Annotated in this window: 19 protein-coding genes; 6 read left to right on the forward strand and 13 right to left on the reverse strand. The window is 46.8% G+C overall.

Translation table 11 applies throughout. The features are described from left to right. Window positions 1-16: 16 nt before the first annotated feature. The 10 genes from rbfA to pckA form a co-directional block, all read right to left on the reverse strand. Entirely contained in the window at window positions 17-352 is a 336-nt protein-coding gene (gene rbfA, locus ACQRBJ_RS04280; protein WP_153121995.1) for a 30S ribosome-binding factor RbfA, read from the reverse strand. A gap of 23 nt (window positions 353-375) precedes the next feature. Beyond that, the gene (gene murI / locus ACQRBJ_RS04285; protein ID WP_217760621.1) at window positions 376-1,212 is read right to left on the reverse strand and encodes a glutamate racemase; all 837 of its coding nucleotides are present in this window, start codon (window positions 1,210-1,212) and stop codon (window positions 376-378) included. Then, window positions 1,209-1,760: an OmpH family outer membrane protein gene (locus tag ACQRBJ_RS04290; RefSeq protein WP_294971354.1), complete on the reverse strand. Its 552-nt coding sequence runs from the start codon at window positions 1,758-1,760 to the stop codon at window positions 1,209-1,211. The genes murI and ACQRBJ_RS04290 overlap by 4 nt, the downstream gene beginning before the upstream one ends. A gap of 101 nt (window positions 1,761-1,861) precedes the next feature. Continuing rightward, the gene (locus tag ACQRBJ_RS04295) at window positions 1,862-2,347 is read right to left on the reverse strand and encodes an OmpH family outer membrane protein (protein ID WP_153121992.1); all 486 of its coding nucleotides are present in this window, start codon (window positions 2,345-2,347) and stop codon (window positions 1,862-1,864) included. 94 nt (window positions 2,348-2,441) lie between these two features. After that, complete coding sequence (locus ACQRBJ_RS04300) at window positions 2,442-2,954, reverse strand: OmpH family outer membrane protein (RefSeq protein WP_153121991.1); 513 nt, start codon at window positions 2,952-2,954, stop codon at window positions 2,442-2,444. An 11-nt stretch (window positions 2,955-2,965) separates the two neighbouring features. Then, a complete protein-coding gene (locus ACQRBJ_RS04305) occupies window positions 2,966-5,602 on the reverse strand; it encodes a POTRA domain-containing protein (protein WP_294971358.1) in 2,637 nt (878 codons plus the stop codon). Between the two features lie 54 nt (window positions 5,603-5,656). Beyond that, window positions 5,657-6,409: an isoprenyl transferase gene (locus tag ACQRBJ_RS04310; protein WP_294971361.1), complete on the reverse strand. Its 753-nt coding sequence runs from the start codon at window positions 6,407-6,409 to the stop codon at window positions 5,657-5,659. Window position 6,410: 1 nt separating this feature from the next. Next, complete coding sequence (locus ACQRBJ_RS04315) at window positions 6,411-7,100, reverse strand: DUF6089 family protein (RefSeq protein WP_445302933.1); 690 nt, start codon at window positions 7,098-7,100, stop codon at window positions 6,411-6,413. 13 nt (window positions 7,101-7,113) lie between these two features. Further along, window positions 7,114-8,499: a DUF6242 domain-containing protein gene (locus ACQRBJ_RS04320; protein WP_445302934.1), complete on the reverse strand. Its 1,386-nt coding sequence runs from the start codon at window positions 8,497-8,499 to the stop codon at window positions 7,114-7,116. Between the two features lie 202 nt (window positions 8,500-8,701). After that, window positions 8,702-10,303 (reverse strand): phosphoenolpyruvate carboxykinase (ATP), encoded by a 1,602-nt coding sequence (gene pckA, locus ACQRBJ_RS04325; RefSeq protein ID WP_235391826.1) that lies wholly within the window; start codon window positions 10,301-10,303, stop codon window positions 8,702-8,704. A gap of 397 nt (window positions 10,304-10,700) precedes the next feature. Between pckA and upp the strand changes: the two genes are divergently transcribed. Next, entirely contained in the window at window positions 10,701-11,360 is a 660-nt protein-coding gene (gene upp, locus ACQRBJ_RS04330; RefSeq protein ID WP_294969339.1) for a uracil phosphoribosyltransferase, read from the forward strand. Window positions 11,361-11,953: 593 nt separating this feature from the next. Here the strand turns inward: upp and ACQRBJ_RS04335 are convergent. Continuing rightward, complete coding sequence (locus ACQRBJ_RS04335) at window positions 11,954-13,615, reverse strand: nucleoside kinase (protein WP_295346936.1); 1,662 nt, start codon at window positions 13,613-13,615, stop codon at window positions 11,954-11,956. A gap of 171 nt (window positions 13,616-13,786) precedes the next feature. Between ACQRBJ_RS04335 and ACQRBJ_RS04340 the strand changes: the two genes are divergently transcribed. Continuing rightward, complete coding sequence (locus tag ACQRBJ_RS04340) at window positions 13,787-15,496, forward strand: Na/Pi cotransporter family protein (RefSeq protein ID WP_294969345.1); 1,710 nt, start codon at window positions 13,787-13,789, stop codon at window positions 15,494-15,496. A 168-nt stretch (window positions 15,497-15,664) separates the two neighbouring features. On the opposite strand, the gene ACQRBJ_RS04345 is transcribed toward ACQRBJ_RS04340, so the two are convergent. Continuing rightward, window positions 15,665-16,234 (reverse strand): hypothetical protein, encoded by a 570-nt coding sequence (locus ACQRBJ_RS04345; protein WP_445302935.1) that lies wholly within the window; start codon window positions 16,232-16,234, stop codon window positions 15,665-15,667. Between the two features lie 364 nt (window positions 16,235-16,598). Further along, entirely contained in the window at window positions 16,599-17,867 is a 1,269-nt protein-coding gene (locus ACQRBJ_RS04350) for a serine/threonine protein kinase (RefSeq protein WP_445302936.1), read from the reverse strand. Between the two features lie 126 nt (window positions 17,868-17,993). Between ACQRBJ_RS04350 and ACQRBJ_RS04355 the strand changes: the two genes are divergently transcribed. From ACQRBJ_RS04355 to ACQRBJ_RS04370, 4 genes are all read left to right on the forward strand, one after another. Next, window positions 17,994-18,989 carry an NAD-dependent epimerase/dehydratase family protein gene (locus tag ACQRBJ_RS04355; RefSeq protein ID WP_294969353.1) on the forward strand — a complete coding sequence of 332 codons (996 nt, stop codon included), beginning with the start codon at window positions 17,994-17,996 and terminating at the stop codon, window positions 18,987-18,989. 49 nt (window positions 18,990-19,038) lie between these two features. Further along, the gene (locus ACQRBJ_RS04360) at window positions 19,039-20,025 is read left to right on the forward strand and encodes a phosphatase PAP2 family protein (protein WP_445302937.1); all 987 of its coding nucleotides are present in this window, start codon (window positions 19,039-19,041) and stop codon (window positions 20,023-20,025) included. Window positions 20,026-20,081: 56 nt separating this feature from the next. Then, window positions 20,082-21,416, forward strand: a complete 1,335-nt coding sequence (gene miaB, locus ACQRBJ_RS04365; protein WP_445302938.1) for a tRNA (N6-isopentenyl adenosine(37)-C2)-methylthiotransferase MiaB — start codon at window positions 20,082-20,084, stop codon at window positions 21,414-21,416. A gap of 160 nt (window positions 21,417-21,576) precedes the next feature. After that, complete coding sequence (locus ACQRBJ_RS04370; RefSeq protein WP_295346931.1) at window positions 21,577-23,430, forward strand: ABC transporter ATP-binding protein; 1,854 nt, start codon at window positions 21,577-21,579, stop codon at window positions 23,428-23,430. Window positions 23,431-23,458 lie beyond the last annotated feature (28 nt).

Consider the following 23,458-nt stretch of genomic DNA (forward strand, 5'->3'; position numbering starts at 1 on the left):
TTACTTCTTTACTCTTTTACTTTTTCAAGAGTTCGTCGATATGCTCCAGATAGTCCAGACTATCATCCAGAAAGAAACGGAGCTCAGGAATGATACGCAACTGGTTTCTCACCTTTCTACCCAAGTCGAAACGGATAGTCTTCTCGTTGGCATTGATATTCTTCAATATCTCCTCACCCTTCTCTGATGGGAACACACTGAGGTAAGCAGTACAGATGCTGAGATCCGGACTTACTCTTACCTTTGTAACACTTACCATCACACCGTGCATCATGCGGGTCTGTGACTGGAAAATAAGACTCAACTCCTTCTGGAGAAGTCTTGATATACGGTTTTGTCTTGTTTCTTGCATAATTCTTAACTATTAATTATAAATTATTCCAGGTCTACGTGGGTAGCATTTACCTGCTCATGCAGGAAGATCATCGCAGACTCTTTAAATTTTTCCTCACTTTCTGTAGTCAGATACTGGCAGGTTCCACCCTTCGTAACCATCTGTTCCATGTTTGGATGGCGTTTCAGATAATCCTTCAGGCTGTTTGCTACATACTGTCCCTGCGGCACAACCCTCACCCCGTCAGGAATATTCTTCACGATGCTGCTCATGAGCAGCGGATAATGGGTACAACCCAGAATGATGGTATCAATATCAGCATCCTTGCGCATCAACTGATCGATGCGTTTCTTGACGAAGTAATCAGCACCAGGGCTATCCGCTTCATTAGCTTCTACGATGGCAGCCCACAGAGGACAAGCCACACCATTTACCTCTATGTCTGGCCACAACTTACCTATTTCCATCTTGTAGCTCTCACTCTTGATGGTACCTTCCGTGGCAAGAATACCCACATGCCGGCTCTTGGTGAGTTCGCCAATCACCTCGGCAGTTGGTCGGATAATACCCAGCACGCGACGATCCGGATCCAATTCCGGAATATCCCTCTGCTGGATGGAACGCAGGGCTTTAGCCGATGCCGTATTGCAACCCAGGATAACCAGATGACAACCCATTGAGAACAGCTTGATAACCGCCTGGCGGGTAAATTTGTATACAACCTCGAAGGAACGGGAACCGTAAGGGGCACGGGCATTATCGCCCAAGTACATATAGTCATACTGTGGCAAGAGCTGGCGCAATCCATGCAGGATGGTAAGACCGCCATAGCCCGAATCGAAGATACCGATAGGTCCCGGATTAGATGGTAACATCATTTAATTTTCTCCTTTAGTGCTTCTGTAATATCCACACCCATCTCAGCACTCAGATAAGGAGTGGCATTGTTATCGGTATTGAGAATGAAAGCAAATCCGTTCTCCTTACCTATCTGCTGTAAGGCAGCATTCATCTTTGCCTTTAATGGAGCATAAGCCTCCTCCTCTGCCTTTTTCAGAAGACGGGCAGCCTCAGCCTTGAAGGCAATATTCTTCTCCATCAACTCACGCAGCTCAGCCTGTCTTTTCTCAAAGATAGACTTGGCATAAGAGCGCTGGCCATCAAGAAATTCCTCATACTTGCTGTTAAACTCGGTCTCAACACGCTTGGTTTCTTCATCGTATTTGCCACGGAGTTCGTCCATATTATGCTTGGCTATGGCATAGCCAGGCATGGTATGAAAAACCTGCTCAAAACTGAAGTAGCCAAATCGCAATACCGGCTGGGCAGCAGTAGTTGCCTGTTGTGCTCCCACCGCTGGATTCTGCTGGGCAGAAGCCGAGAGTGCAAAGAGAGCGAAAGCCAAAAATAAGAGATTCTTTTTCATGATGCGTGATACCTTATTATATTATATATGAATATACTGGATGATAAATAAGGGCAGGCACTTGTGCCTGCCCTCAGCTTACTATCGAATGAACCGATTGATTACTTAATCTTAGCCTGAACCTCCTTGGTTACATCAACCACGTTGGTACCTGTATAAACAGCAGAACCTTCCTCGAAGATGTAAGTATAGTTACCAGCCTTACCTACTGCCTCGATAGCAGTACGAACCTTAGCTACGATAGGCTGCATGAGTTCGCTGCTCTTCTTCTGCAACTCCTGCTGACCATCCTGGTAAGCCTGCTGAATCTTCTGCTGAAGACCCTGCAATTCAGTTTCCTTCTGCTGCTTAGCAGTAGCGTTCATGGTGCTGGCACCCTTCTGGTACTCGTCAGCCTTGCGCTGGAACTCGTCCTGCATAGCCTTGAGGTCGTTCTCCTTCTGCTTCTGGAGAGCTTCCATCTCGCCGTTAGCCTTAGCAACATCTGGCAAAGACTGCATGATCTGCTGTGTATTTACCTTGCCAAACTTCTGTGCCATCATTGTCATTGGTGCACAAAGCATCAACATTAAAATAAGCTTTTTCATTGTTTTATTTCTTTTTGATTATTAATTCTAATTCATGTTCCCATGCCGCCTTGCAAGCGCCATACGTTCACTATCGGCTGCAAATTTACAATTATTATTTGGAATAACCTAATTTTTGGAGCACTTCGTTGCTAATATCTACCTTTGGCGAAGCAAAAATGATACCATTGTTGCTGGCACGGTCTATTACCAGTGTATAACCACGCAAATCTGAGATTTCCTTGACGGCATTATAAATCTCTTCCTGGATAGGTCCCATCAATGCCTCACGCTTTTTATAGAGCTCGCCTTCAGCCCCGAAATATTTCTTTTTCAGGTCGCTTGCCTCTTTCTCTTTCTGCATGATGGCATCCTGCTTAGCCTTCTTCTGCTCCTGTGAGAGGAAGACCACTTCGTTCTGGTAGTTTTTGTACAGAGTGCTAGCCTCCGTATTCAGGGCTTCTACCTCAGCCTGCCAAAGAAGACTAGCCTGGTTCAACTGCTCGTTGGCACGCTCATAAGCTGGAATATTCTTCAGGATATATTCCATATCTACCAATGCGTATTTCTGCGCATGTGCTGAGATGGCTGCTACAGCCATCATCAGCATCAATACTATTTTCTTCATAAGATTTATCTTTAGAATTCCTGACCCAAGATGAAGTGGAACTGGCTTCCACCCTTCTTATACTGGCTTCCGTTCCAAACCTTGTCGAAACCGTATGCCCAGTCGATACCCATCAAACCTACCATTGGCAGGAAGATACGAACACCCACACCGGCACTACGCTTCATGCTGAATGGGTTGAAGTCCTTGGTATCATACCAGGCGTTACCAGCCTCAACAAAGGTCAAACCATAAATGGTGGTATTACCCAGGAGGAATGGATAACGGAGCTCCAGTGAGAAGCGGTCGTAGGCATAAGCATAGTAACCTGTGCTGCGGCCGTATGATACAGAACCGTTCTCATAACCACGGAGACCGATAGTTTCCTCACCATAATATGATGAATAACCGCTCATACCGTCACCACCCACATAATAGGTCTCGAATGGACTCTTCTTGTACTTGTTGTAAGCACCGAGCAAACCGAGTTCTACACGGGTCATCAATACGAAGCACTTCTGCCCCTCTGTGAGTGCTGTATAAGTCTTAGACTTGAACTTCCACTTGTGATACTCAATCCAGCGATACTTCTCCTGCTGCTCCATTGAATAGGTGGCAGACTGAGAGTTGTTTGCCAGATTCTTGTAGTCCTTGTTGTCGAACGCACTCCATGGTGGAGTAAGGTTGACGCTTGCCTCGAACTCAGAACCTGTACGTGGGAAGAGCTGGTTGTCGGTTGATGTACGGTTCAATGCGATGGTCAAGTTCAAGTTGTTCGCATTACCGTTGGTCATCAACATATAGCTCCAGTTCTTCATCATGTAGCGCTGGTAAGCCAACTGTACAGACAAGGTGAAGTAATCATCCGGCCAACGGAGGCGCTTACCCCAACCGAGGCTCACACCCACCATCTGGATATACTTGTCTGGATCGTAATAGTTCTCGTAGTTATTATAGTAACTGGAACCATAACCATACATATAGCTGTAATAGTTGTTCATGTAAGCACTATTGTAATAGTTGCTTGACACGTCTGTACTCTTACTGTAGTATGCACCTACGCTGAACTGGATAGGACGCTTGCCACCAAACCAGTTGGTAGAGTAGCTTACGTTGTAGCTCTGATAGTAGGTACCGTTGGTCTGTGCACCGATACTCAGCACCTCACCGTCACCTATAGGCATGATACCACGGTGCTCCTTGTTCTTGTTGAAGAGGTTTGCCATGGAGAAGTTGTTGAGCTTCAAGCCCACACGTCCGATGACACCCGTCTGACCCCAACCGAGCGAGAACTCAATCTGGTCGTTACTCTTCTGCTCCAGGTCCCAGTTTACATCCACCGTACCATCTTCAGGATTAGGCCTTACATCCGGGTTAACCTTCTCAGGATCAAAGTGTCCCATGGAAGCCAACTCACGTGCCGAACGCAGCAGGGCATCCTTAGAGAAGAGGTCACCTGGCTTGGTACGGAGCTCTCGGCGTACTACGTTCTCATAGAGACGGGTATTACCGTTGATACGTACATGGCTCAGATAAGCCTGAGGTCCCTCTGTCACGCGCATCTCCAGGTCGATGGAATCTCCGTCGATATTGATTTCGGCAGGATTGATGTTAGAGAACACGTAACCATTGTTATAATAGAGGTTGGAAACCGCATCATCGTCCTCATTGAGTCGCTTTTTCAGCAACTTCTGGTTATATACATCACCCTTCTTCATACCCAGAATGCGATCCAGGTCGAAGGTATTGTATACGGTATTACCCGACCATGTGATATTTCTCAGATAATATCTCTTGCCTTCAGCCACCTTGACGTATACATTTACATGCTTGTCATCAAAGTTGCTCACGCTGTCTTCCAGAATCTGTGCATCGCGATAACCGTACTCGTAGTATTTCTCGATCAGTTTCTCCTTATCTTCCTTCCAACGCTCAGGTGTAAACTTCTTGGATTTGAAGAAAGTGGCAAACTTACCAGCCTCATGAGTCTTGGCAAAGGCACCCTTGGAGAAGAGTCCACCCTTGATCTTCCTGTCGCTCAGCTGCTCGTTACCGTCGATGGTAATCTCGTGTACCTTGATCTTTTCCTTCTTGTCTACTATCACATCAAGGATTACCTGTCCCTTGTTTGCCACGTCATCACGCTGGTTAATCTGGATGTCGGCGTTCTTGAAACCCTTGTCGTCGAAGTATTTCTTGGCAAGAATCTTGGCACGGTCCAGCATGTTAGGAGTAACCTGCGTACCCTTCACCATGCCGAGTTTCTGCTCCATGTCTTCACGTTCGCTCTTCTTCAAACCGATGTAATTGATGTTTGAGATACGAGGGCGAACAGCCAGATAGATGTGGAGATAGAGTTTCTCACCCACGATAGAGTCGGCAGCAATAGCAACCTTCGAGAAGAGTCCATGCTTCCAGTAACGCTTGACAGCAGTAGTGATGTCGTCTCCAGGTACAGTAATCTCATCTCCTACTGTAAGTCCGGAGATACCAGTCAGCACATAGTCTTCGTATCCTTCCACACCTGATACATTGATGCCACCCAGTTTCAGCGTACGGGGTGTACCAGCATAAGAGATGTCGGGATTAACGATCTTATCTTGTGCCTGAATCTGCATACTTGCCATAACGCCTAGCAGCAGGATGAAAATCTTTCTTAGCTTGTTCATTTATACCTTATTATATATAATGTATTTTCGTTTCTTATATTGGGGGTTGTTTTTTTACTTTTCTTCCTCTGCCTCTACCTGAGCCTCAGTCTTGCCAAAGCGACGCTGGCGAGCCTGGTAACTCGCAATAGCCTTGTGCAGGCACTCCTCGTTGAAGTCTGGCCAGTAAGTATCGCAGAAATACAACTCTGAATATGCAATCTGCCACAACAGATAGTTGCTGATACGCAACTCGCCACCTGTACGGATCAGGAGGTCTGGGTCTGGCATGAAGTTGGTCTCCAGATGCTTCTCAAAGTTCTCCTCGGTCAGCATCTTCTCCACTTCCTCATAGCTGGTGCCCTTCTCCATGGCTTCCTTCACGGTTTCCTTCATCGCCTTCATGATTTCCCATCGTGAAGAATAGCTCAGGGCTACCACCATGGTCATGGCATCATTCTTGGCAGTATGATCCATTGTTTCCTGCAACTTATCCTGCACCGCCTGTGGCAATCGCTTCATATCGCCTATCACCTGGAAACGTACATTGTTCTTCATGAAGATTTCATCTTCCAGTGAAGACAGTACCAGTCCCATCAAGGCAGAAATCTCGTCGGCAGGACGGTTCCAGTTTTCGGTAGAGAAGGTATAGAGGGTAAGGAATTTCACACCCAAGCGAGTACATTCTGAGGTAATGCAACGCACTGCGTCCACTCCTGCCTGATGACCATAACTGCGGTTCTTGCCTCTTTCTGTTGCCCAGCGTCCATTGCCGTCCATGATGATGGCGATGTGCTCAGGTATTCTGTTCATATCCAAGTTGTCCATATTAATCTTCTTTATTACAAGTTCTACATTTTGCATTGAAACTATAGGTCAGCGACACCTGCAGCGTTGAGTAGCAGTCGGTATTCTTGAAAGCTCCGCTACTGCTTACCCAGTAAGGGTCTTTCACCCCATCCAGCTCATCGCTCAGCGAGAAATGGATGGTCCAATCCAGTCCTACGTTCAGTCGTTCACTTACTTTATATTTTGCGCCTATACCCAGGGGGATATTGGCGGTAAACACATTCTTTTCGCTTCCCGTCGCATAGGTGGCTCCCAGACCACCAAAGATGAACGGCACCAGCGGCTTGGCTCCCCGATAATCTCTACCCGTACCGTATGGCCAGAAGTTATACTCGAACACGAAGCTGGCATCTACCAGCGTATTGTTAAACGAGTAAGGCTGCCCGGCATAGTCAGGGAAATAAGAATCCACATTGTCAGAAGATCCTTTTATCTTGCCAAAGCCAATATTCAGCCGCAGATCTTTGTATGGGTCGATATTATATCGTCCCACAACGGCAGCCATCGGCTGCATATTCTTGAAAATGCTGCCATTAAAGTCGCCCTCATACGCCATAGTACCTATGCCCGCACCTATCTCCAATCGATATTGCGGGTCATCCTGCGCTTGCGCCTTCTGAACGGGAAGCAAGCTGATGAGAAGCAACAGGCTGCATAAGTTACGAATCATGACTACATTTCAGTTATTCAAAAATAGTCTGGTCCTTGCGCCAGCCATCACGATTGAAGCGGCCTTTCCAGACATTACCACCACGAATCAGCCAATAGTAATTGTTGGCATCACGACAGAAACCGATGCTGCTGTTAACGTTAAAGGTAAAGGCTGCAGGCAGAGTAACCAGAGAGTCAACCTTCCAGCTAATTCCGTTATCCTTGCTCTTATACCATTTGCCATTGCTGCCCACAGCAACAAAGCCTGTATCTGCTGCACAGGTCAATACCTGATCCATCATCGGCATCTTGTATGGCTGATGGCTGTCGAGTTCGAAGTAATTCCACTCATTGTCAGCAGCATCAGCATCATTGTCTACTACGTGGTTCCAGATAGTAGCGATAGAGTCGCCATAACTCTTGTCACGAGTACCCATCAGCATGAGATATTCCACGTTCTTGGCAGAGCGAATGCTGGTAGAGCACATAGAGAGATTATTTGTTGGCAGATAATCAACGCTCTTGTCAAGCGCCAAAGCAGTCCAGCTGGCACCCTGATTCTTTGAAACAGAGATACCGGCAGCAGTATAGGCATAAAGGTTCTTGCTGCTGGCGCCTACCATCAGTTTGAGAGAAGCATCGCTTCCCTTCTCCTGCCAGTTGCAGCCATCTGCAGAAGCATATACCTTTCCGTCTGACAAGATATAGAGGTTATTACCCATAGCCACCGCATTCTGATAGTCATCCGCACCGAAAGCGATATTGGCGGTAATCTCCTGCCATCCCATACCATCGGTATTGGCAGTCTTGTAAATCTTCAATCCCTCAGCATTCTTGCCGAATACATAGATATTGCTGCCCAGCGAAACCATCTTCAGATGGCTGAGCTGAGAGAGCACAGTATTCTGCTGAGCCTTCTCCTGCCAGTTGAACACATCACCCTTTTCCTGATGGATGTTTACCTTCACGGTATATGTAGCATAGGCAGTGAAGTCGTTGTTGTAAACACGGATGAGTCTTGGCTTGGAGAAATTGATAGAGTCTGTGCTGGAATAAGTGATAAGCGAATCAGTCTTATCAATATCCTGCAACACGACAAGGCTACTATTCTTGCTTGTAATAGTAGCCAGCATAGCCGAATCCCTCACACCGCATGGTAAGGAATCGACATTATAGATCTGGCGTGTAGCCTGATCAATATAAAATTTATAATTAGCGCCTGCCACAACAGCTTTATACAAGGAATCCTTGGTACCATCCTTTGTCTTGCCCCACTGATCGAGTGATCCCAGAGAAAACGCCGTAATAGCAGTATCATGTGTATATTCTACATTTAAATCATCGTCGCTGCTCAAACATGAAGAGAGCGATAAAGTAGCTGCCAGCAGCACTACGAAAGCTAAAAACTTCCTTTTCATTCTATCCAATTTTTCTTTTTAGCTGCAAATTTACAGAGAATTCTTCAAAAACTCGCCCTTTTCTCCTTATTATTATGCAAATTATTCATTTTAGGCGCATTTTTTAAGTTTTTTAGTGATTTAGAAGATTAAAAACGAAGAAATCCCGCTTCTCTTGCGAGAAAACGGGATTCCATATTGAGTATGAATTCGAAGAGTCGAATTAGAGCTGTGGACCAGCAGCAACGAGAGCCTTACCAGCCTCATTGTTTGTATACTTAGCGAAGTTCTTGATGAAACGAGCAGCCAAATCCTTAGCCTTCTCCTCCCACTGAGAAGCCTCAGCGTATGTATCGCGTGGATCCAAAATCTCAGTAGCTACACCTGGCAACTCTGTTGGAACCTTGAAGTCGAACATAGGGATCTGCTTTGTTGGAGCCTTGTCGATGTCACCGTTCAAGATAGCGTCGATGATACCACGTGTATCGCGGATAGAGATACGCTTGCCAGTACCATTCCAACCTGTGTTAACAAGGTATGCCTTAGCATTGTTCTTGTTCATCTTCTTAACCAACTCCTGAGCGTACTTTGTTGGGTGCAACTCCAAGAATGCCTGACCGAAGCAAGCAGAGAATGTTGGAGTAGGCTCTGTGATACCGCGCTCTGTACCAGCCAACTTAGCTGTGAAACCAGAGAGGAAGTAGTACTGTGTCTGCTCTGGAGTCAGGATAGATACTGGTGGCAATACACCGAAAGCATCAGCTGAAAGGAAGATAACCTGCTTAGCAGCTGGAGCAGAAGAACCTGGCTGGATGTTGTTGATGTGGAAGATTGGGTAAGAAACACGAGTGTTCTCTGTTACGCTCTTATCAGCGAAGTCAATCTTACCATCAGCAGCTACAGTTACGTTCTCGAGGAGAGCGTTGCGCTTGATAGCGTTGTAGATATCTGGCTCAGACTCCTTGTCAAGGTTGATAACCTTAGCGTAGCAACCACCTTCGAAGTTGAATACACCATTGTCATCCCATCCGTGCTCATCGTCACCGATCAACTTACGCTTAGGGTCTGTTGACAATGTAGTCTTACCTGTACCAGAAAGACCGAAGAAGATAGCTGTATTCTCACCGTTCATATCGCAGTTAGCAGAGCAGTGCATAGAAGCCATACCCTTCAATGGCAAGAAGTAGTTCATCATAGAGAACATACCCTTCTTCATCTCACCACCATACCATGTGTTGATGATAACCTGCTCCTTAGATGTTACGTTGAAAGCAACGCAAGTCTCAGAGTTCAAGCCGAGCTCCTTGTAGTTCTCTACCTTAGCCTTAGAAGCGTTGTAAACAACGAAGTCTGGCTCGAAAGCCTCAAGCTCCTCAGCTGTAGGACGGATGAACATGTTTGTTACGAAGTGAGCCTGCCAAGCAACCTCAACGATGAAACGAACAGCCATACGTGTATCCTTGTTAGCACCGCAGAAACCATCTACTACATAGAGGTTCTTGTTGCAGAGCTCCTTAACAGCGAGATCCTTAACAGTACCCCAAACCTGCTCTGACATTGGGTGGTTATCGTTCTTGTACTCATCAGTTGTCCACCATACAGTGTCCTTAGAGTTCTCGTCCATTACGATGTACTTATCCTTAGGTGAGCGACCAGTGTAGATACCTGTCATAACGTTAACTGCACCTAACTCTGTCTGCTGACCTACCTCGTAACCCTCGAGACCAGCCTTTGTCTCCTCCTCGAACAACTGCTCGTAAGAAGGATTGTGAGCAATTACTGTAGCACCAGTAATGCCGTACTTTGTCAAATCTAACTTTGCCATTTTTTTAAATGTATTTAAGTTGTGAAATATTTATTCTGAAACTTATCTTTTTTTTATTTTGGATTCTCTAACGAACCCCTTTTTCCTAAAACCGCCGCAAAGTTACGAAAAATATGTTTTATAACAAAGATTCTCGCATATAAATAATGTATTTTAAAATCTTTTTTGGTTAAAGAAATTAAAATCGCTCCATTTCGTCTATAATTTGCCACGTTGACTTTGCAAATATTCGTTGCTGTTCAGCATCCGGAATCCCCATCTTTTTGTGCCAACCCACCTATTTAATATATATAGCTTCAGAAAACGAGGAAAAAAGTTGCCCAAACATTTTGTAGTTTCCATGATTTGCATTATCTTTGCATAAGATAAAAACAACAGAATAAAAATACTACAACTTATGAAAATAAATAATCTGAGCGAGCACAATTGCATCATCAACCGCTATCTGGCAGAGATGCGCGACTGTGATTATCAAAAGAACCGGCTCCTCTTCCGCAACAACATCAAGAGAATCGGTGAGTATGAGGCTTTCGAGATTTCAAAGACTCTGAATTACGAGAACAGAGACGTGACTACCCCGCTCGGTGTAGCCCAGGTTAATTTCCCTACAGACAAGATTGTCATCGGTACTATCTTCCGTGCCGGACTTCCTTTCCACGAGGGTTTCCTCAACATCTTCGACCATTCAGGCAATGCCTTTGTGAGCGCTTATCGCGAGTATACCAACAAGGAGCATACTGAGGTAGGCGTACATATCGAATACCTCGCCACACCTGATCTTACGGATAAGGTGCTCATCATCGCCGACCCTATGCTGGCTACAGGCATCAGCATGGAGTTGGGCATGAAGGCGTTCCTTACCAAGGGAAATCCTAAGCATATCCACGTGGCTTGCGTCCTTGCCGCTCCAGAAGGAATCGAGCATGTCAAGAAGACCTTCCCTGAGGATAAGACAACCATCTGGTGTGCATCTATCGATGAGGGACTGAACGAGCATAAATACATCGTACCAGGCTTCGGTGATGCGGGCGACCTCTGCTACGGAAGCAAGCTCTAAAGCGAAAAGTGGCTGTATAGAAAGCCACTTTCCTTTTTACTCTTCACTCTTCACATCTCGGCGTTAACCCATTAAATATCAACACATTAAACAGGTGAAGAGTCAGATCTCACTCTTCACCACTCTTCACCACTCTTCACCTTATGCAAGGTATAAACGCGGAGCCGCTTACTTATCACGAAGCTCAGCCATCATTGAAGACAGATATTGGTCATCATAGATGACTAAACATAGTGTAAATAAAAGGGGTTACACCCTCAAAAAGAATCAGGTGAAGAGTGGTGAAAAGTGGTGAAGAGTCGGGTTTGCCTCTTCACGCACAAAACCCATTGTATATCAACCACTTACGCCCAAGATGTGAAGAGTGAAGAGTAAAAGCGAAAGTAGCGTTTTATTCGCAGGAATACGATGCGGCAACGCTTGCCTTCAAAATTTCCTCACGACATAAAAAATTACGCCCGGCAATGGCACAATATTGCCCCAGCCGAGGGCAATATTGTGCCATAACCAGGCAAAATGTGGAATGAGGCTTACTTCATTTCGAAAAGACGCCTTTTCCTTTCCCCAAGACGCCTTTTCCTTTCTCCAACCGCCTAATAATGGAAAGAACTTCCGCCTAGAAATTCTCGCAATAGGGAAGTTGGAGGAAGATTATTGTAAGGGATTCCCTTGAAATACTTCAGGAATTTCAGCAGTCTGTAAGCTTCCGCATATTCCTCGCAGTTTTCCGGAACCTGCTGCAGCAATGGTTCTGCCTGCATCTTGAGCACGGACAGTTCATAGAGCATCGCCGTATTCAGCATCGCATCAGCATTCTCCTGGAACGGGAATATCCATTTGTTCTCGCCAGCTCTTACCGATGGCCAGCGGTGAATGGTCTCCTGAGCCGATACACCTCTATATTTATAGTCGCGGATGATGCGGCGCAGCAGACGGTTGTCGGTTGTCGGAATATAATTATGATTATCCAGCAGGATGGTAGTCAATGCCGAAGCATACACGCGGTAAATCTGCTCTTCCGGAATATGAGCCGTCAGCTCTGGGTTCAGGGCGTGGATTCCCTCTACCACCAGCACATTGCTAGGCTCCAGCTTCAGTTTCTTTCCGCTCTTGATACTCTTGCCTGAAGGAAAATCATATTTCGGCAAATCCACCTCCTCACCACGGAAGAGGGCATTGAACTGGTCGTTGAGCAAATCGAGATTCAACGCATAGATGCTCTCAAAATCATATTCTCCATTCTCATCCTTCGGAGTCTTATCCCTGTCCACGAAATAATCATCGAGCGAAATCTGCAACGGTTTCAGTCCGTTTACGGCAAGCTGAATGCTCAGGCGCTTGCAGGATGTTGTCTTACCGGAAGACGAAGGACCAGCAAGAAGCACGAGCTTCACACCCTTGCGCTGGGCAATATCCTCAGCAATCTTAGCCAGCTTCTTCTCCTGCAGTGCCTCGCTGATATTGATGATGTCGGTAGCATGACCGGCTTCGATAGCCTGATTGAAGTCGCCCACGGTTCTGATACCCAGGATTTCCTGCCAGCGATGATGCTCCTTGAAGATGTCGAACATCTTGTCCTGCCGGGTCATCTCGCCCAGCTCGTCCGGATTCTTGAGCGAAGGAATGCGCAGGAGCATGCCGTCATAATATTTCTCCAAGCCGAAGAGATAGAGCTGGGAGGTATTGGTGAGCAATGTTCCGTAATAATAATCCACGTATTCACCTATTTTATAATAGGTAGTATAGATAGAGCCCGAAGTCTTGAGCAGTTTTACTTTTTCCACATCTCCCTTCTCCTGAAACAGGGTGATGGCATCTTCCGTAGGAACGGTGAACCGGCGAATAGGCATCCGGGCATCGATAATCTCCTGCATGCGGCAGCGGATGATATTCACATCCTCATCCACAACCGGCCGACCGAGACGGATATCCACATAAAAGCCGTTGGAAACCGGAATATCAATCACCACATCTGTAGCCGGATAGATATCCTGCACCGCCTTGCAGAGTACGAAGAAGAGGGTGCGGGTATAGGCACGGGAACCTGACGCAGTTGTCATATCCAGAAATTCTACATCCTTACTGTTATATACACGATAATGCATGCCCTCAACCTTATTATTTACCCTTGCAGACACCGGTCCGTGGGTCATTTTGAGGTCAAATGAAGAAAAAACATCAAAAAGTGTGCTTCCAATTTCGACTTTCTGAGTTTTTTTATTATTTTTGCAACGGATTTGAATTACTTGTTTCATTTGCATTAAAAAGATGTTACAAAGTTACACAATCTACTGCCCGTCCAGCCCTTCCTAAAAGCTGTTCCGGGTCATCAACCTACTCCCCGGAGAGGAGCACGCTTACAGAGCGTAAAGTTACGAAGAAATTCGGATACTTCTTGTTTTTGACAACATTAATTAAGTTATAATATGTCTATTTGGATATTTTTCAGGCTTATTGGAGCACTCGCCCTACTTATGTTTGGTATGAAGACCATGAGCGACAGTTTGCAGAAGATGGCTGGACCTCAGCTCCGCCATGTGTTAGGAACGATGACCACCAATCGTGTGACGGGCATCCTCTCGGGTACGCTCATCACAGCTGCGGTGCAGTCATCTACGGCTACAACGGTGATGACGGTATCATTCGTCAACGCAGGTCTCCTTACCCTCGCCCAGGCTATTTCGGTCATCATGGGTGCCAATATCGGAACCACGCTTACCGCCTGGATCATGAGTGCCGGCTTCTCGTTCAACATCACCGACTTTGTATGGCCTGCATTCTTCATTGCCATTATCCTGATTTACAGTAAGAAGCGCAAGATTATCGGCGACTTCATCTTTGGTATATCCTTTATGTTCCTTGGTTTGGGTACTCTTCGCCAAACCGGTATTGATATGGACCTGGCTCATAACCAGCCAGTTCTGGAGTTCTTCTCCAGCTTCGACCCTCACAGCTTCCAGACCACCATCACCTTCCTGCTCATAGGTAGTATCCTGACCATGTGTGTGCAGAGTTCGGCTGCCGTCATGGCGATTACGATGATTCTCTGTTCCACCGGCGTACTGCCTATCTATCAAGGTATTGCGCTCGTAATGGGTGAGAATATCGGTACCACCGTAACTTCCAACGTGGCAGCACTCACCGCCAACACGCAGGCACGAAGAGCGGCGATGGCGCACATGGTGTTCAACATCTTCGGTGTGCTGTGGATACTCTGCGTGTTCCGTCCGTTCATCCACCTGGTTTGCGGTTGGGTAGGTTTCGACGATGCCATGGAGAAGAGCGATCCTCATTTCGTTGCCAACGCAGCCAAGCTCTCCTTCGTGCTTGCCGCCTTCCATACCACGTTCAATCTCTCCAACACCTTTATCCTGGTATGGTTTGTCCCACAGATAGAGAAGCTGGTATGCAAGATTATCCGTCCTAAGAAGAATGCCGAAGAGGACGACTTCCGTCTGCGCTTCATCCAGAGTGGTATCATGAAGACTCCGGAAATCTCCGTTCTGGAGGCTCAGAAGGAAATCCACAGTTTTGCCGAGCGCATCCAGCGCATGTTCGGCATGGTGAAGGAGCTCCTGGGAGAAACCAATGAAGACAAGTTCGTAAAACTCTACACCCGCATCGAGAAATACGAGGGTATCTCTGACAACATGGAGATTGAGATTGCCAAGTATCTCGACCAGGTGAGCGATTCTCATCTTTCTGACGAGACCAAGGCAAAGATTCGTGCCATGCTCCGTGAGATTTCTGAAATCGAGAGTATCGGTGACAGCTGTTTCAACATCGCCCGCACGCTCAACCGCCGTTTCAAAGGCAAGGAAGACTTCATCACTTCGCAGTATGAGCACATGCACCAGATGATGGAGCTTACCGACAACGCCCTCACCCAGATGAACATCACTCTCGTAGGTCACAAGGGGGACAACGATGCCAACCTCTCTTTCAACATCGAGAATGAGATCAACAACTATCGCAACCAGTTGAAGAGCCAGAACATCAACGATGTAAACAACCATCTCTACACCTACGCCATCGGTACGATGTATATGGACATCATCCAGGAATGCGAGAAGCTCGGCGACTACGTGGTGAACGTAGTGGAGGCCCGCATGGGTGTAAGACAGCATGAGGCATAACACCTCTTTATATATATCAGAAAAAGAGGGTGTGTCATAAGTCCATGATACACCCTTTTTTACTTCTGTATAGTTCCCCGCACTTCACGGGAAACGACAAGGGTCTATATGCCACGATGAAAAGGTGGCGTATAGACCCTTGATTATATGGTGAAAGAACCGTACAGTTTATCCTTCAAGAACTTTCCACTTGATGCCTCCATTCTGTCCTGCCACATAGTTGCAGAGAGGAATGCCGGGATGGGTCAGGTTGGAAAGATAAAGAGGCTCATCAGCCACAAACTGGTGGCAGGTAAACGTATCCCCGGCAGCCAGTTTGCTGTTCAGCGATTCCATCACCTTGAAATTGTCATTTCCCAGATACTTGATGGTAAGAATACGGCCGGGCTGCCAGGTCAGTCTAACCAGATCATTTACGACAAGAGCATCAGCAATCAGCTTGCTCTTGATAAAGAATCGGCTGGAAGCAACAGCATTCTTACTCTCTACGAACGCATTCCAGCTGGGATATCCCACCATGCGGGAGAGCAATTCCAGATTGAACCTGCTCGGATTGCAGGAACATGCCACATATCCCCACAGACGCTTCAGCGTGCTCACCGAAACCGTTTCCTGGGTATAACCCTCTATCTGTCGGGAAAGGAAATCAAAATCCCTTGGTGAAACAATCTTTCGTCCCACCAGCGTTTCGACCTCATTCTTGAGTCTATCAAAATCTTCTTTTTTATAATCTTCCATCATTATATATTCATCTATTTGCTTTTTACAGATTGCAAAGATAAACAATATTTGCCGTTTTTCCCACAAAAAATGTACCTTTTATTGCAATAAACTGAAATTGAACCGTTTTGAACCAATCCACTTTCGTTCTTTTTATGTATTTTTGCAACCAGAAAGTAAAGATTGATTTGGGAGATAAAATAAAATCTGAAAGCGTATTTATAGTCATTTGAATCATTTTCTATGAACCCAGGATATTAGAGCAGGACAGATATAACATCCCTGCGGTCTGAGATTCTATATGAATCTCAAACCATATCCTTTTAACAAAGAAATGGCATCCCCTCAAAACCAGGGAGTGCCATTTTTAATTTGATCGTTGTCATTTCTCAAACTCCACAATATAAGTAAAGCGCCCCCACGGTGAACGGCAATAAGCATCTTTGCTACCCTTAGGAACATAGAGAACAATCTTCCTAAAACTAAGAGCCTCAAAGATATCATCCATCGTCACCTTCCAAAGTGCATTTCCCAACCTAGGTGGCGTCTTGCTACGGAAATATATACTCTCCAGATTAGGACTGCCAGCAAAGATATGTTTCATCACGTGCAACTTGGGATTATCAGGCATCACGACCCGCTTCAAGAAAGGGTGAGCAGCAAAGGCACTATCCTCCAACTCATCTACACGATAACTCACACCCTGATATTTCACGGTAGCAGGAATCTCGATGACAGAATCCCGGTCATTGGCAGCACTTACTGTAACCAAACCGCCACCCCACGACTTATATTCCAGGTTGCCAACAGTAAACTGAGCAACCACATCGTATAGTATCTCTGGCTTTACCACCTTATTATATAATACAATACCTGATGTACCCAAAACTAAAAAAGCGAGAAGACTGTTTAAAGCTTTTAGGCGACGATGAAGCGACTGAATATGCATCCTTAAAGCTAACACATTAGGATACCGATACTCTAAAGGAAGAAAACATCTCTTGACAGCCCAACGGCAAGACCATCCCAGCCGCATCTCCTTCAAGATGACTCCCAGACTGTAGATATCATTGCGCACATCAGGTACACTCTCTTCCTGCTGCTCAGGCGAAACATACCCTTCGGTACCGGCAGGGCTTTTCAGAATGGTATAGCTGTCGGCATCAGAGAGCCCGAAATCAATCAACTTGATCGTACCTCCGTTACGGGCTATCATGATATTGGCAGGTTTCAGGTCGCGATGCACAATCTGCTGATCGTGCACATACTCCATCACCAGCAAAAGCTGGTGGGCAATCTGCCGGCGCTCCAAACCGGAATGCTTCTGGGCAAGCCACTCATCAAGCGTCACGCCATCTATCCATTCCATCACGATACATCTGCCGTATCCCTCAACTTCTTCCAACCCCTCCACCTTCACAATACCGGGATGGTCAAGACGGGCAAGGATGTCATATTCCTTCTGCTGAAGCTGCAGGAAGGTAGAATCATGACACACATCAGGCTTCAACGATTTCAATATCCACCACTGACCGTTGCGCTTGGCACGGAGCAGGACATTAAAACCGCTGGTAGAGAGCTCGGAGATTTCCGTGAATCTATCCGAAACGGCATCTACAGGAGACAATATAAAACCTGATACTTGCGTCATAGCTGCAAAGATAATACTTTCTGATGAAGAAACAGAAGAATTTAAAATAATTTTAGCATAACATAGCGGATAACTCATGAAAAAATAGTATCTTTGCACCCAAAATTGCAATTTTATTAATAATTAATGAAGATTCTAGTAACGGGTGCGTCGGGTTTTATCGGCAGTTACATCGTGGAAGAAGCCTTGCGACAAGGCATGGAAACCTGGGCGGCAGTACGCCCTACCAGCAGCAGGAAGTATCTGCAAGACGAACGCATCCATTTCATCAATCTCAACCTTTCTTCAGAGGAAGAGTTGGAGAAAGAACTCGCCCCGCATGAGTTCGACTATATAGTGCATGCAGCCGGTGCTACCAAGTGCCTGCATGCAGAAGATTTTCATAGGGTTAACACAGAAGGAACCAAACACCTGGTGAATGCCATCCTGCATCTAGGAATGCCTATCAAGCGATTTGTCTTCGTCAGTTCGCTCAGCATCTTCGGAGCCATCCGTGAGGAGAAGCCTTATCAGGAAATCTGTGAGAATGATGTGCCTAGACCAAACACGGCATACGGCAAGAGCAAGCTGGAGGCAGAACGCTATCTTGACAGCATCGGCAACAACTTCCCCTATATCATCCTGCGACCTACCGGCGTGTATGGTCCTAGAGAAAAAGACTATTTCCTGATGGCAAAGAGCATCAAGCAGCATATTGACTTTGCTGTAGGATACAAGCGTCAAGACATCACCTTCGTGTATGTTCAGGATGTGGTGCAGGCTGTTTTCCTTGCCCTAGACCATGGTATGAACGGCAGGAAATACTTCCTCAGCGATGGCGAGGTATATCAGTCGGCTGCCTTCAGCGACCTGATTCACAGGGAATTGGGTAATCCGTGGATGCTGCGCATCAAGGCTCCTATCTGGGTGCTGCGCATTGTCACCTTCTTCGGTGAATATATCGGAAGGTTAACAGGAAAGATGTCGGCTCTGAACAATGACAAGTACAACATCCTGAAACAGCGCAACTGGCGATGTGACATCGAGCCAGCCATGGACGAACTGGGCTACCACCCTCACTATCCATTGGAAAGAGGCGTGAAACTCGCCATCAAGTGGTACAAGGATAACGGATGGCTGTAAAACATATCATAAAGTTCAATGTTCAAATCTCAAAGTTCAAAGTAACACCGTGATAAAAGATTATTTTAAGATAGAAAAGAACCCCAAGAAGGGTCTCCTACCACTGGAATGGGTGATGCTGGGATATATGGCTGTTACTGTCATTACCATGCTCTTTACCTATACCAAGCTGGTTAACCCGGAAGAAATGCTTTGGGGACGACTGAGGGTTCTCGCCATGACTGCAGCCCTATGGGCAGTTTACAGAATGGCACCTTGCAGGATAACCAAGATGGTAAGAATCATGGCACAGATAGCTCTGCTTGCCTGGTGGTATCCAGACACTTACGAAATCAACCGGATGTTCCCCAACCTGGACCATCTTTTCGCCGGCTGGGAACAGGACCTCTTCGGATGTCAGCCTGCCCTGCTCTTTGCCAAGGCAATGCCATGGGCAGTAGTGAGCGAACTGATGTCGATGGGCTACTTCATGTACTATCCGATGATAGCAGTTATCGTACTCTACTATTTTTTCTGCAGATACTATGAGGCTGAGCGTGCATCTTTTGTGGTGCTGGCTAGCTTCTTCATCTATTATGTCATCTACATCTTCGTACCGGTAGTAGGACCGACGTTCTATTTTGATGCCGTGGGAGCCAGAGCCATCGCGCAGGGAATCTTCCCGGCAATGGGCGATTACTTCAACAGCCACAGCAACTGTCTGCCAACACCAGGCTATACTGATGGTATATTCTATCAACTCGTAGAAGATGCCAAGGCTGCTGGCGAACGTCCTACGGCAGCCTTCCCTAGTTCGCATGTAGGTGTAAGTACCGTCATCATGCTGTTGGGCTGGCATACGGGCAAGCACAAACTGGTTTATACGATGTTGCCATTCTACATTTTCCTGTGTCTGGCCACCGTTTATATCCAGGCACATTATCTCATTGATGCTGTGGCAGGACTCGTTTCGGGCGTTGTTCTCTACTTCGCCCTGATGGCAGTATCCAAGCACATGATAGAAAACAACTCATCATCCCGATTGAGATTCAGATAAAGACAGATACATATATATAATAACAACATTAATTTGAATAGAATTCATCTAGAACAATGAAGAAACTATTTATTGAGACTTATGGCTGCCAGATGAACGTGGCAGACAGCGAGGTAGTTGCCTCTGTGATGCAGATGGCAGGCTACGAGATTTGTGAGAAAGAAGAAGAGGCTGATGCCATCTTCCTGAACACTTGCAGTATCCGCGAGAATGCGGAAAACAAGATTTATCATCGCCTCGACACCCTCCATGCAGAGCAGAAGAAGGGTAGAAAGGTGATTCTCGGCGTATTGGGCTGCATGGCTGAGCGCGTGAAGGATGACCTCATCCAGAACCACTATGCCAACCTGGTCTGTGGACCAGACAGCTATCTCAACCTGCCGGATATGATTGCGCAGTGCGAGATGGGAACCAACGCCATCAACATCGAACTTTCCAAGACCGAGACCTACCGTGACATCGTGCCTCAGCGCATCGGTGGCAACAGAGTGAGCGGTTTCGTAAGCATCATGCGTGGTTGCAACAACTTCTGCCACTACTGCATCGTTCCTTATACCCGTGGACGTGAGCGCAGCCGTGATGCCGAGAGCATCCTGCGAGAGGTGCGCGACCTGCACGACCGTGGTTTCAAGGAGGTTACCCTTCTGGGACAGAACGTAAACAGCTATGGTCTCTCTCCATCGGGCAAGCGTGAGGAAAGCAGTCTTTCCTTCGCCGAACTCCTGCACATGGTAGCCCAGGCTGTACCGGACATGCGTGTACGCTTCACCACCTCTAACCCAGAGGATATGACCGAGGACATTCTCCACGCCATTGCCGATGAGCCAAATCTCTGCAAGCACATCCACTTCCCTGCACAGAGCGGAAGCAACAAGATACTGAAGCTGATGAACCGCAAATACACCCGTGAGGAGTATCTGCAGCGCATCGCCGACATCAAGCGCATCATCCCTGGCTGCGGCATCACCACCGACATCTTCGTAGGTTATCACGACGAAACCGAGGAAGACCATCAGGAAACCCTCTCGCTGGTGAAGGAAGTAGGCTTCGACAGCGCCTTCATGTTCAAGTATTCAGAGCGCCCTGGCACCTACGCAGCCAAGCACCTGCCAGACAACGTTTCTGAGGAAACCAAGATAGCCCGCCTCAACGAACTCATCAAACTGCAGACCGAGGTGAGCGCTGAGCAGAACAAGAAGGATGAGGGCAAGGAATTCACCATCCTCATCGAGAACTTCAGCAAGCGTAGCCGCGAACAGATGATGGGCCGAACAGAACAGAACAAGGCTGTGGTCATCGACAAGGGTAACCACCACATCGGAGATTTCGTAAAGGTCCGCATCACCGGCTCTACTTCTGCAACTCTCTTCGGAGAAGAAGTAAAAGAGTAAGAATGCTTCTTCAGAAAAAGAAGCGAAAATATACCCAATTACTCCCAGAAGAAGAAAAAACGGAGCCAAAACGACTCTTCTATAAGAAAAAACTGAATAAAAGTCAAGAAAGACCGCCAAAAGTTTGGCGGTCTTCCTTAAAAACACTATATTTGCACCTATGAAGGAATTTTTGCAAATCTTACGACGATTCGTCCCTCCCTACAAGAAATATCTGGGGCTCTCAGTTCTGTTCAATATCCTGTCTGCGGTATTGAACATCTTTTCGTTTGCAGCCTTGATACCAATCCTGCAGATTCTGTTCCAGGTAGACGGTGGTATCCGTGCCAATGACTACATGGAATGGGATGGAAGTTTTGATACCGTCAAGGAGGTAGCTACCAACAACCTGTATTACTATATCCAGGAGTTTATCGTGGCACATAGTGCCTCCTTAGCCCTTCTGGTCATCGGCTTGTTCCTTGCTTTCATGACTTTCCTCAAGACGGGAGCCTACTTCCTGTCTTCAGCCACTATTATCCCTATCCGTACAGGTATCGTCCGCGATATCCGCAACCAGCTCTATCAGAAGATCACCTCGCTTTCTCTTGGTTTCTTCAGCGAGGAGCGCAAGGGAGATATCATCGCCCGAATGAGCGGTGACGTGCAGGAGGTGGAGAACAGCATCATGTCTTCACTCGACATGCTCTTCAAGAATCCTATCCTGATTCTCTTCTATTTCATCACGCTCATCTGCATCAGCTGGCAGCTCACCCTCTTCACCATCATCTTTGTACCACCATTCGGCTGGTTCATGGGATTCGTGGGCAAGAAGCTGAAGGCAAAAAGTACAGAAGCACAGGCTCTCTGGAGCGATACGATGAGTATGGTGGAAGAAACCCTGGGCGGATTGCGCATCATCAAGGCTTTCTGCGCAGAGGATAAGATGAACTGGCGCTTCAACCAGGTGAACAGCAGCTATCGCGACAACATCATGCGCGTGAACATCCGTCAGCAGATGGCTCACCCGATGAGCGAATTCCTGGGAACCATCCTTATCGTAGTGGTATTATGGTTTGGCGGTATTCTGGTATTGGACTATGGAAGAATCGATGGTCCTACCATCATCTTCTATCTCGTGATGCTCTACAGCATCATCAACCCATTGAAGGAATTCTCCAAGGCGAGCTATAATATCCCGAAGGGATTGGCAAGCATGGAGCGTATCGACAAGATTCTTCAGGCAGAGGTAGAAATCAAGGACAAGGAGAACCCTGACCATATCGCCAGCTTTGAGCACCAGATAGAGTTCCGCCATGTATCCTTCGCCTATACCGACCATCAGAACGATGAACTGGTTTATGTATTGAAGGATATCAACCTCGTGATTCCTAAGGGAAAGACCATCGCACTGGTGGGACAGAGCGGTAGCGGAAAGAGTACGATGCTCGACTTGATACCTCGTTACTACGATGTACAGGAGGGCGAAGTGCTCATCGACGGCATCAATGTGAAAGACCTTGCCGTGCACGACCTCCGCCAGCTGATAGGTAATGTGAACCAGGAGGCAATCCTCTTCAATGCCAGCTTCAAGGACAATATCCGCTTCGGCAAGACCGATGCTACCGATGAAGATATCGCCAATGCGGCAAAGATAGCCAATGCCTACGAGTTCATTACCAAGTCGGAACATGGTTTCGATACCGGAATCGGTGATCGTGGCGGCAGACTCTCCGGTGGTCAGCGCCAGCGTGTAAGCATCGCCCGTGCCATCCTCAAGAATCCTCCTATCCTCATCCTCGACGAAGCAACATCGGCTCTGGATACCGAAAGCGAGCGTCTGGTTCAGGATGCCTTGGAGAAACTGATGAAGACCCGTACCACCGTGGCTGTAGCCCACCGACTGAGTACCATCAAGCATGCAGACGAGATTTGCGTACTGCATGAGGGAAGGATTGTGGAGCGTGGTACACACGACGAGCTGATTGGAAAAGACGGATATTACAAGAAGTTGCACGATATGCAGCAGGTGTAATATAACTGAGAATTAATAATTAACAATT

The sequence above is a fragment of the Prevotella sp. SGI.167 genome (assembly GCF_050313615.1).
Taxonomy (GTDB): Bacteria; Bacteroidota; Bacteroidia; order Bacteroidales; family Bacteroidaceae; genus Prevotella.